Annotated in this window: 7 protein-coding genes and 2 tRNA genes; 1 reads left to right on the top strand and 8 read right to left on the bottom strand. The window is 71.0% G+C overall.

The genetic code is table 11. The features are described 5' to 3' along the window. Positions 1 to 33: 33 nt before the first annotated feature. Both VF665_RS15245 and VF665_RS15240 read right to left on the bottom strand, forming a co-directional pair. Positions 34 to 1,110, bottom strand: coding sequence for a BMP family ABC transporter substrate-binding protein (locus tag VF665_RS15245; RefSeq protein ID WP_331054293.1), 1,077 nt, complete (start codon positions 1,108 to 1,110; stop codon positions 34 to 36). Then, on the bottom strand, positions 1,100 to 2,905 hold the full coding sequence (locus VF665_RS15240) for a methyl-accepting chemotaxis protein (protein WP_331054292.1): 1,806 nt from the start codon (positions 2,903 to 2,905) through the stop codon (positions 1,100 to 1,102). The genes VF665_RS15245 and VF665_RS15240 overlap by 11 nt, the downstream gene beginning before the upstream one ends. Before the next feature lie 548 nt (positions 2,906 to 3,453). On the opposite strand from VF665_RS15240, the gene VF665_RS15235 reads away from it, so the two are divergent. Continuing rightward, positions 3,454 to 3,858, top strand: a complete 405-nt coding sequence (locus VF665_RS15235; RefSeq protein ID WP_349263141.1) for a hypothetical protein — start codon at positions 3,454 to 3,456, stop codon at positions 3,856 to 3,858. Between the two features lie 1,159 nt (positions 3,859 to 5,017). Here the strand turns inward: VF665_RS15235 and VF665_RS15230 are convergent. From VF665_RS15230 to VF665_RS15205, 6 genes are all read right to left on the bottom strand, one after another. Further along, entirely contained in the window at positions 5,018 to 6,613 is a 1,596-nt protein-coding gene (locus VF665_RS15230; RefSeq protein ID WP_331054290.1) for a hypothetical protein, read from the bottom strand. Positions 6,614 to 7,203: 590 nt separating this feature from the next. Then, positions 7,204 to 7,277, bottom strand: a tRNA-Met gene (locus VF665_RS15225). Positions 7,278 to 7,326: 49 nt separating this feature from the next. Continuing rightward, positions 7,327 to 7,400: transfer RNA gene (locus VF665_RS15220), tRNA-Met, on the bottom strand. A 58-nt stretch (positions 7,401 to 7,458) separates the two neighbouring features. After that, positions 7,459 to 7,782 carry a septum formation initiator family protein gene (locus VF665_RS15215; protein WP_331054289.1) on the bottom strand — a complete coding sequence of 108 codons (324 nt, stop codon included), beginning with the start codon at positions 7,780 to 7,782 and terminating at the stop codon, positions 7,459 to 7,461. Continuing rightward, the gene (gene eno, locus VF665_RS15210; RefSeq protein ID WP_331054288.1) at positions 7,773 to 9,050 is read right to left on the bottom strand and encodes a phosphopyruvate hydratase; all 1,278 of its coding nucleotides are present in this window, start codon (positions 9,048 to 9,050) and stop codon (positions 7,773 to 7,775) included. Before eno ends, VF665_RS15215 begins: the two co-directional genes overlap by 10 nt. 201 nt (positions 9,051 to 9,251) lie before the next feature. Continuing rightward, positions 9,252 to 10,084: NAD(P)H-hydrate dehydratase (locus tag VF665_RS15205; protein WP_331054287.1), on the bottom strand; the 833-nt coding region annotated here is incomplete at its 5' end.

The following is a 10,084-nucleotide window of genomic DNA, read 5'->3' as shown; positions in this document are numbered from 1 at the left end:
CCGCGACCACTTTCCGCATCCCGCGCCGCGCGGTCAGGGCGCGGAAGCCGGATCCGCTTTCGCCGCCACCTCTTCCGGCACGCGCGGCACCTGGATCAATCCCGCGATGATGGCCTGGCGCAGCGTCTCCACCTGGTTGTAGACGGCGGCGGGGATCATCCCCCGGTTCCGCTCGTCGTACACCCATCCCACCGCGCCATCCGCCAGCCCCTGCGAAATCACGCCGCCCCGGAAGGTGCCTGTGCTCTCCTGCCGCACCAGCCCCTGCACCGACACGCCCAGGTTCTTGGTGATGGAGGTCAGCACGCGGCCCGGCGCCTGATCGTACTGGTCCACGTCCACCCCGATCACCCACCGCCCGCTCTCGCGCGCGGCCCGGAACACCCCCGCCCCCGTGCCGCCCGAGGCGTGAAAGATGACGTCCACTCCGCCCGCGTACTGCGCCGACGCCAGCGCCAGCCCCCGCGCGGGATCGTTGAACGCGGAGGGCGTCGTGCCCGCGTAGTCCACCACCACGCGGCAGGCGGGGCAGACCCGCTCCACCCCGGCCGCGTACCCCGCCTCGAACTGCCGGATCACCGGCGCGTCCATCCCGCCCACGAAGCCCACGCGCCTGGACTGGGACATCAGCCCCGCCAGCGCGCCGGCCAGAAAGGCGCCTTCCTCCGATCGATACGTGACGCCGGCCAGGTTGGGCGGCGTGGGCATGGCGCGGCCCAGCGAATCCGTCACCGGCGAGTAGTCCAGCACGGCGAAGTTCGTCTGCGGATGCCTGCCCGCGAGCGCAAAGGCCGGCGCGCTCGCCATGAAGCTGACGCCCACGACCAGGTCGCGGTCCTGCTCGGCGTAGCGGGCCAGCGCGGCGGGGCTGGACTCGTCGGCCCCGCTCTCGCTCACGGCCGTGTCGGCGCCCAGCTGCCGCGCGGCCTGCTGCAGCCCGGCGATGGCGGCGTCGTTGAAGCCGCGGTCGCCGCGCCCGCCGCTACTCAGCACCAGCCCCACGCGGACGCTCCGGCCCCGGCTCCCCGTCTCATCCTTGTCCCCGCCGCACGCGGCGAGCAGGGCCAGCGCGGCGGCCAGGGCGCCGCGAACGATGCGCTCAGCGGTCATGGTGCCCCCGGATGCGAAAGAAGCTCACGAGCGCCTGCAGCTGGTCCGCCTCGGCCGCCAGCTTTTCGGCGGTGGACGAGAGTTCCTGCGACGCGGCCACGTTGTTCTGGGTGATCTGGTCCATCTCCACCGTCCGCTCTCCCACGCTGGCCAGCTGCCGCGACTGGCGCGTGCTGGACTCCGCCACCTCTTCCATGAGCTCCGCCGCTTCCTGGATCACCGGCTCCAGTGCGGCCATGAGCCCCGCGCTGCGCTCCGCGACGCTGCTGCTGCTGGCGGCGATGCTGCCGATTTCGCGCGCTGCCTCCTGGCTGCGCTCCGCAAGCGTGCGCACCTCCGCCGCCACCACGGAAAAGCCGCGGCCGTGCTCGCCCGCGCGCGCCGCCTCGATGGCCGCGTTCAGGGCCAGCAGGTTGGTCTGGTCCGCCAGGTAGTGGATGACGGAGATTCGGCGGGTGATGGCGTTCATGGCTTCCACCGTCTCGACCGCGGCCGAGGCGCCCCGCTCCGCGTGCCCTGCCCCGCGCAGGACCACCTCGCGCATGTCGCGGCTGCGCGTCGCGCTCCCCTGCGCCACGGCGTTCACCTCGCCCAGCGCCTCCGTGGTCTCCATCACGGCGTGCGCCTGCTGCGTGGCGGTGGCGGACAGCTCCTGCGCGCTCGCCGCCAGTTCCGCCGCACTGGCCGACATGGTGTGCGTGGCGCCGCGGATCTCGTCGATCACGGAGCTGAGGCGCGCCTGCATGCCGCTGAACGCGCGCCCGAAGCGGTCTTCCTCGGAGCGCGGCTCCACGCGCCGCGTCAGGTCGCCCGCGGCGATCTCGTCGGCCACCTCGGCCATGGCGCGCAGCGAGGTCGTCATCCGCTCGAAGGCGTGGCCGAAGGTGTCGCGCTCCGAACGGGGATGGACGGGGACGCTGAGGTCGCCGCCCGCGATGCGGTCTGCGGCGTGCGCCATTTCCCGCAGGTACGCCACCATTGCGCGCATAGCCGCCACCAGCCGGCCCAGTTCGTCCGTGCCCTGGGCGGCGCCCCCGGCCTCCACCCCTTCCACGTCGCCCGCGCTCACCCGTTCCGCCACGTGCACCGCCTCATCCACCTGCGCGGTGACGCTGCCGAGCACCTCGCGCGAGATGCGCCACAGCAGCCACGCCGCCAGCGCGGCCACGGCCAGGTCAAAGAGCAGCGTGCCCACGCCGGACCACCGCGACCGGCGGAACACCCCGGCGATGGCGTCCTCCCGCTCGCTGCGCACCCGGGCGATGCGGCCGCGCAGCTCCGCGCGTCCCGCCGCCAGCGCCTGCAGGTCGGCGATCATGGCCGGGCTGCTCTCACCCCCGATGAAGCGCGAGGTGGTGCGGCGGGCGCGCGTGTACCACGCGTCGAACGCATCGCCCAGCGACGAGGCCTCGGCCCGGTCCAGCGCGCCGATCTCGCCCAGCCGGCGCACGCCCGCCAGGAAGTGCGACCGAAGAGTGTCGGTATCCGTGAGCATAGCCGTATCGCGCAGCGCCACCGCGTCGCGAAAGTCGCGGTGCACGGCGTCCAGCCGTTCGCTCAGGTCGCGGGTGCCCTGCACCGCCGGCACGTGCAGCGACCCGATGCGCTCCACCTGCCGCAGGTTGAGGAGCGACGAGAGCGCGCCTACGGCCAGCACCGTGGCCAGCGCCGCCACGGCCAGGCGGGGCAGAAGTTCAATGCGCTCGCGGAACCCGAGCGCGCGAAGCCGCTCCTCCAGCCCCCTGGGTCCGCCCGCGAGGATGCGCCCCAGGGCGGACCAGCCGCCGTTGTTCATTGGATTGCGTTCTCCCGCGGGCCGGAAAGCCGCGCGGATGCTCGGTCCGATCCCGCCTTTGATCCGGCGGAAAACGAACGGGTGTGACAGGAAGGAAAACGAACAAGGCCGCTGCACGGAGCGGCCTTTCCCTACAGGGACCGGCGCCGCGGGCGGCTCCGGTCTGCAATGTACGGACGAGTGCGGGCGCGGCGATGGCACCAAGCCCGCCAGCGGCAGTCCAGCCGCGGGAATACGCCGCGTGTTTTCGATTGAAGGTGACAGTACGCACGCCTCCCGGTTCCGTCAATCCCCCCGCGCGCACGGGTGTGTTCCCGGCACCCGGTCGTGATCAGGCTGCAACGTTCGGCCCCTGTCGGCTTCTGTGCCGCCCCGTCCCGCGGATCGGCCGCGGTCACGACCACTTTTCATTCGGGAGGCGGATTGGACAGGTTATCCGGATGGATGGCGTGCAAAAGAATTTCCTTGTGCACGGCGGAGTGCGCGTCCACATTGCGCCGCATCCACCCCGCCGATTTCACCCCTCCTGGAGATCCCCCGTGCCTTCCATGCTCCGCAGCATTCTGGCAGTCGTCGCAGGCTTTCTGTTGATCGGCGCGCTGGCGTTCGGGACCGGCGCCGCCCTGCACGCGGCCGGCATTCAGCCGGCCGCCGGCGAGCCGATGATGGAACCCGCGCTGATTCTGCTTGAAGCGGCCTACGTGGCCGCGTTCGCCATCGCCGGGTGCTGGCTCACGGCCGCCTTGGCGCCGGCGAACCCGATGCGCCACGCGTTGATCCTGGGCGCTCTGGGGCTCGTGTTCAACGTGATGGGCGCGTTGGCGACGTGGGGAGAGCGCCCGGTCTGGGCCGTGGCGCTGAACCTGGCCCTGGTGATGCCGTACGCCTGGGCCGGCGGGCGGATGCGCGAACGGCAGCTGGAGCGGACCTCCGCGGTCCGTGTGGCGGGCTGAACGGCCCCGATCGGCTGGATGGCTTGAATCCGGGACGGTAATCCGCACCGCGCTCGGCCTCTGGAACACGATCGCAGGACCGCACGCCTTCCCGGCATCCCCACCGCCCTGACCGGTCCAACAACAAGAACGCCCGCAAGCAAAGTGCTTGCGGGCGTTCTGTCGGCCGTTCAGTGGTTGGTTCCGCTCATACGAATCGGCGAAAGTTCGTGCCTACCATCGGACCACTCCGAACGAGCCACGATCGTTGACCTCGCGGGAGAGGAGCGGCGCCAACGGGCACGAATTCCCTCGGAGCTGTACCAGCACCGAGGTGGGCGGCAGGACCGGCGGGGCGGACGGTGCCGGCGCGGCGGCGCGAACCGGCATCAGGCGCACCGGATCCGTGACATTAGCCGCATCGGAATTCCTCACCCGGCTCGGAGTTCGAGTGTCATTCTGAGCGAGGCGCCGCGCCGCACCTTCCACCACCCCTGACTCTGGCGCCGACCGAAGAATCCCGCGCCACCGCGTCCCATGCACGCCCGGTTGCGCGCCGCGCTCGGAAGCTGCGGGTGCGGCGGGAGAGGCTGGAGCACGCCGCGCCGGACTGCGGCGCGGCGGATGCTTCGGTCCGGGATTCTTCAGTCGCGCATGAACGCGGTGCCGGGGAAAGTGCGGCGCACGCTCCTTCAGAATGACGCCTCAGCGCCGAGGTGGGCGGCAGGATACCGGCGGGGCGGAGGTGCCGCCGCGGGGGCGGCGTGACCGGAGATCAGACGGACCACTCCGAACGAGCCCCGATCATTGACCTCGCGGGGGAGGAGCGGCGCCAACGGGCACGAACTTCCTCAGAGCCGTATCACCCCGCCGCGGGAGATGCGGTGGCACGCAGATGACGTTTGTCCCGCGTTCGTTCCGTTCCGTGACATCAGTCAGCCCTCGGCCAGCACACCGCCGGCAGAAACGCGCCACGCGGAATCCCCCCGAAGATGCCCATCGAACGCAGCAATCAAGTGGTTGCGACGACGGATCAGCATCGACAAGCCGGGCACACGGCCTCTCTCTGCACTGAAAGGGTGAACCGTCGACAGGTGCGCTCCGCGCGTCGAGGCCACACCAGCCTCGCTCAGGGCACACCAGCCCGACGCCGCAGTGCGCGGCAGCGGTGGCGCCGGGCTTACCGGCTTGCCGCGATCACGGCCGGTGCGTCACGGACGATGGCGGTACCGTCCCCCGCTTGACGGCTCCCGTTGGATCCCCAGCAGTACCCCGGCCCGTCCGTCAGCGCGCAGGCGTGGGGGCTCGCGGCAGAGAGGCTGCTGAAGCTCACCCCCGCCGGCATCTGCACCGGCGAGGGCGACTGCTGATCGGCGGTCAGCGTGCCGCCGTTGCCCAGCCGGCCGTTGCCGTCACTGCCCCAGCAGTACGCGCGGCTGTCTGAGGCCAGCGCGCAGGTGTGAGCGGTCCCGGCGGAAATGCTGGTAAAGCTTACGCCCGCGGGCATCTGCACCGGCGAGGGCGACTGCTGGAAAGCGGTAAGTGTCGCGCCGTTGCCCAGCCGGCCGTTGGTGTCAGCGCCCCAGCAGTAGGAGCGGCTGTCCGACCCCAGCGCGCAGGTGTGAGTCTCACCCGCGGAGATGCTGGTAGCACTTACCCCGGCCGGCATCTGCACCGCGGAGGGTGAGGACTGGTCGGCCGTCAACGTGCTCCCATTCCCCAGCCGCCCGTTCGTGTCTGTGCCCCAGCAGTAGGCGCGGCTGTTCGAGCCCAGCGCGCAGGTGTGAACGGTGCCCGCGGAGATACTGGTGAAGCTTACCCCCGCCGGCATCTCTACCGGCGAGGGCGAGTGCTGCTCCGCCGTCAGCGCGTCACCGTTGCCCAGCCGGCCGTTGTTGTCCGTGCCCCAGCAGTAGGCGCGGCTGTCCGAGCCCAGCGCGCAGGCATGACCGCTGCCGGCAGAAATGCTGGTGAAGCTGACCCCGGTGGGCATGTTCACCAGAGACGGCGTGTACTGTGCGGCCGTCAGCGTGGTACCGTTGCCCAGCCGGCCGGTGTTGTCGGAACCCCAGCAGTACGCGCGGCCGTCCGTACCCAGCGCGCAGGTGTAGTTGGCCCCCGCGGAAATGCTGGTGAAGCTCACACCTTCGGGCATCTGCACGGCGGAGGGCACGCCCAGCAAGACCGCTGTCCCGCTTCCGTCGCCCAGCTGGCCATTGCCGTCACTGCCCCAGCAGTACGCCTTGGCCGCCGCGGAGAGGGCGCAGGTGTGGGCCCCGCCCACTACCACCTGCGTGAAATGCGCGGTGTAGTCCGCCCCGGTCGGCACCTGGGCCTGCACGTACACGCTGAATGCGAAGCCGTCCGCCCCACCCGTGTTGAACGCCCACTGCTTGCCCGCGCTGGTCTCGTCCGAGCCCAGGATGCCGTCGGCGCCCAGATCCGCGCCCGAGTACTGGAAGTAGTCCTGGTTCGGGCTCAGAAAGCTCTCCTGACCCGTGGCGTTCGCCACCGTCACCCCGTTCGTGGGCCCGGAGGCGAAGAAGACGCGAACCCCCGTGGCATGCGCCGTAGCTCCGTCCGCGGTACCGAGCGCGGCCAGCAGCAGGTTCTGCACGGTGACCGTGGTGGCGAAGGTGCCCGCCACCGGGTCGAGCACGTTGCCGCTGTTGGCCAGCCGCACGTAGTGGTGCTGCCCGCCCACGGTGGCGATCGTCCCTCGGGCACCGCCCGTACGGCCCTGCGCAGGCTCGCAGGACAGGGTGCCGGACCTCACGTTCGCGCTGCACCGGAGTTCCGCCAACACGGTCTGCACCGCGCGGGGCTGGCCGGCGGTGGGCGCATCCTGGCAGGCAGAGAGCGAGACCAACAGGAGCGCAGCGGCAATGCCTGCGCGGCTCTTGAACGTCATGACTGGGCCGCTTTCGGAACTGAGAGGAGGCACTCGGCGTCGGTCACCAGCAAGCAGGTGCCGCCGAAACCGCGGTCGCCAGGGTCCACCCGCGCGAGGCGCGGAGGGTCATGCACGAGGGGAATGCTCAGCCCTGCCTGGGCACAGCGGCCTCGGCAGGAGCTTGCGACAGGAGGTGCGGAGGGGATGCTCGGGGGGAGCCGTACGGGCTGATACAGGGAGCGTAGCAGGTATGTTCAGTCTGCGCAAGTACTTGACCTGCAGGTGCAAGAAAGGCTCGGCTCCCTCGCCTTGCTCCTCTGCACCGTGCCGCGACGGGAGGTCAGCTCCCCGAAGAGCGAAGAATCGCGACCAGGCAGCCGGGCGGAATCATCGCACGGGGCCGCTCGTTCCAGCAGACGAACAAATACCAAACGAAAAGGGCCGCTCATGGGAGCGGCCCTTTCCATTCACAGTAGCAGGGGGGGGACTCGAACCCCCGACCTTACGATTATGAGTCGTACGCTCTAACCAGCTGAGCTACCCTGCCGAACCACCGTGGCGCCGCGCTCCCTGGCGGAAGCGGGCCCGATCCGGCATAGCGGGGGCGGGATTCGAACCCGCGACCTTCGGGTTATGAGCCCGACGAGCTACCAGGCTGCTCCACCCCGCGACACAGAGCCACCAATCTAACCTGCCCCTCCCCCACCGTCAACCCCCGCCCGGCTTTTCTATCGCGCCGGGGCGGGCGCGGGAGCGCCCGAATCCACCGGGACGAAGCGGTACAGCAGCTCGCCCTCGCGAATCATGCCGAAGCGCTCGCGGGCAATGCGCTCCACCGCGTCGTCGTTCTTTTCCAGCGTGGCGGCCAGCGTGCGCAGGCTGTCCACCTGGCGGCGCGTGTCGGCCAGGCGCGCGTCGGCTTCGCGGCGCTCGGCGGCCAGGCGCCGCAGGTGAAATACGGAGTATTCCCCGCCCCACAGCGCGTAGTACGCGGCCACGGCCAGCACCGCGCCCGTCCCCATGCGCCGTACGGCGCGCGGGCTCAGCGCCACAGCGTGCGGCCCGGGTAGCGCGCGCCCTCGCCCAGGTGCTCCTCAATGCGGAGCAGCTGGTTGTACTTGGCCACGCGGTCGGTGCGGCTGGCGCTGCCCGTCTTGATCTGCCCCACGCCCGTCGCCACGGCGAGGTCGGCGATGAAGGTGTCTTCCGTTTCGCCGGAGCGGTGCGACATCACCGCGTTGTACCCGGCGCGGCGGGCCATGTCGATGGCGTCCATCGTTTCCGTGAGCGTGCCGATCTGGTTCACCTTGAGCAGGATGGCGTTGGCGATTCCGCCCTGGATGCCGCGTGCCAGCCGCTCGGTGTTGGTGACGAACAGGTCGTCGCCCACCAGCTGCACGCCGCTGCCCACCGCCTCCGTGAGCGCCTTCCACCCGTCCCAGTCGTTCTCGTCCATGCCGTCCTCGATGGAGCGGATGGGGTAGCGCCGGCACCACTCGCGGTAGAACTCCACCATCTCCGCGGGCGACTTCGTCTCGTTGCTGGACTTGTGAAAGACGTAGCTGCCGCCGCGGTACATCTCCGACGACGCCACGTCCAGCGCCAGCACCAGGTCCTCGCCCGGGCGGTAGCCGGCCTTTTCAATGGCCTGCAGGATGACGGAAACCGCCTCCTCGTTGTCCTTGAGGTCCGGCGCAAAGCCGCCCTCGTCGCCCACCGCGGTGTTCTTGCCCGCCTTGCTGAGCACGCTCTTGAGCGCGTGGAACACCTCCACGCCCATCCGCAGCCCTTCGCTGAACGTTTCGGCGCCCACCGGCATCACCATGAACTCCTGAAAGTCCACGTTGTTGCTGGCGTGCGCCCCGCCGTTCAGGATGTTCATCATGGGAACCGGCAGCAGGTTCGCCATAGCGCCGCCCAGGTAGCGGTACAGCGGAAGCCCCGCGTCCTCCGCGGCGGCGCGGGCGGCCGCCAGCGACACCGCGAGCAGCGCGTTGGCGCCCAGCCGGCTCTTGTTGGGCGTGCCGTCCAGTTCGATCATCGCGCGGTCCAGCCCGGCCTGGTCGTACGCATCGGCGCCGATCAGCAGGTCGGCCAGCTCGCCCTCCACGTGATCCACGGCGCGCTGCACGCCCTTGCCCAGGTAGCGCTCCTTGTCGCCGTCGCGAAGCTCCACGGCCTCGTGCTCGCCGGTGCTGGCGCCGCTGGGCACCGCCGCGCGGCCGACCGCGCCGCTGGAAAGGAGGACGTCGGCCTCCACGGTGGGGTTGCCGCGCGAGTCCAGAATCTCGCGCGCGCGGATCTCCGTGATGATCGCCATGTACCGGGGACTCGGGTGTGTGCGGATGAGAAAAACCGGTGGGTTCCGTGCGCGGAACGTACTTTTGCGGCGGCGCACTGTCAACGTCTTTCGCGGTTTGCCGCCGCCGCTGCTTTCGGGCGCAGAGGACGGGAACGGCGGTTCACGCGAAGGACGCGGGGGTGGCGGACGTTCGCGCGGGAGCCGCGGACGAGCGCCCCGTCAGTACGCGGGCGGCAGGTCCAGCAGGATTCCGGGGAGGGCGAGCGGGCTTTCCGTCTCGGCCAACTCCAGCAGCGCGTCGGGCAGGGCGTCCGCCACGTCCGTGGGAAGGAGGCCGCGGCCGCGCCCGGCGATCTCCGCCGCGCGCCCGCTGAAGTAGAGGCCCGCCGCCGCCGCGTCCGCCGGCGCCATCCCTCGCGCCAGAAAGGCGCCGATCACGCCGCTCAGCACGTCGCCGTTTCCGCCCGTCGCCAGTCCGGAGTGGCCGGCGGCGTTCACCCGCGTTCCCCGCCCGGTTTCCGCCACCAGAGACGGATTGCCCTTCAGCAGCACCGTGCACCGGAAGCGCTCGGTCAGCGCGGCCGCGGCGGCGAAAGGATCGGCCGTGATCTCGTCCACGGTGGATGACAGAAGGCGGCTCGCCTCCCCCGGGTGCGGCGTGAGCAGCAGCGGCCGGTCGACGGCGTCGCGCAGGCCGGGATCGCGGGCCAGCAGCGTCAGCGCGTCCGCATCCAGCAGCAGCGGCGCATCCCCCGTGGCGCAGAGTGCGCGCAGAAAGGCGAGCGCGTCGTCATCCGTCCCCAGCGCGGGGCCGGCGACCACGGCGGCGGCCCCGCGCTGCACATCCGCATCCGCCGTGTCGCGATCCGTGTAGAGCGCCTCGGGCAGCGCGGACTGCACGATGATGCGGTTCGCCTCCGGGGTCACGAGGACCGCCATCCCCGCGCCGGCCCGCAGCGCCCCCGTTCCCGCGAGCACGCACGCGCCCGCCATCCCCGCGCGCCCGGCGGCGATCACCACCCGCCCCATCCGCCCCTTGTGCGCGTCCGGCG

The sequence above is a fragment of the Longimicrobium sp. genome (assembly GCF_036387355.1).
Classification (GTDB): domain Bacteria; phylum Gemmatimonadota; class Gemmatimonadetes; order Longimicrobiales; family Longimicrobiaceae; genus Longimicrobium.
The sequence above is the reverse complement of the archived record's forward strand: the minus strand, read 5'-3'. Positions and strand labels throughout refer to the sequence as shown.

What these genes read in the sequence shown, in the direction of transcription:
- VF665_RS15245 (WP_331054293.1), bottom strand. Translation starts at nt 1,110, where the DNA reads ATGACCGCTGAGCGCATCGTTCGCGGCGCCCTGGCCGCCGCGCTGGCC.
- VF665_RS15240 (WP_331054292.1), bottom strand. Translation starts at nt 2,905, where the DNA reads ATGAACAACGGCGGCTGGTCCGCCCTGGGGCGCATCCTCGCGGGCGGA.
- VF665_RS15235 (WP_349263141.1), top strand. Translation starts at nt 3,454, where the DNA reads ATGCTCCGCAGCATTCTGGCAGTCGTCGCAGGCTTTCTGTTGATCGGC.
- eno (WP_331054288.1), bottom strand. Translation starts at nt 9,050, where the DNA reads ATGGCGATCATCACGGAGATCCGCGCGCGCGAGATTCTGGACTCGCGC.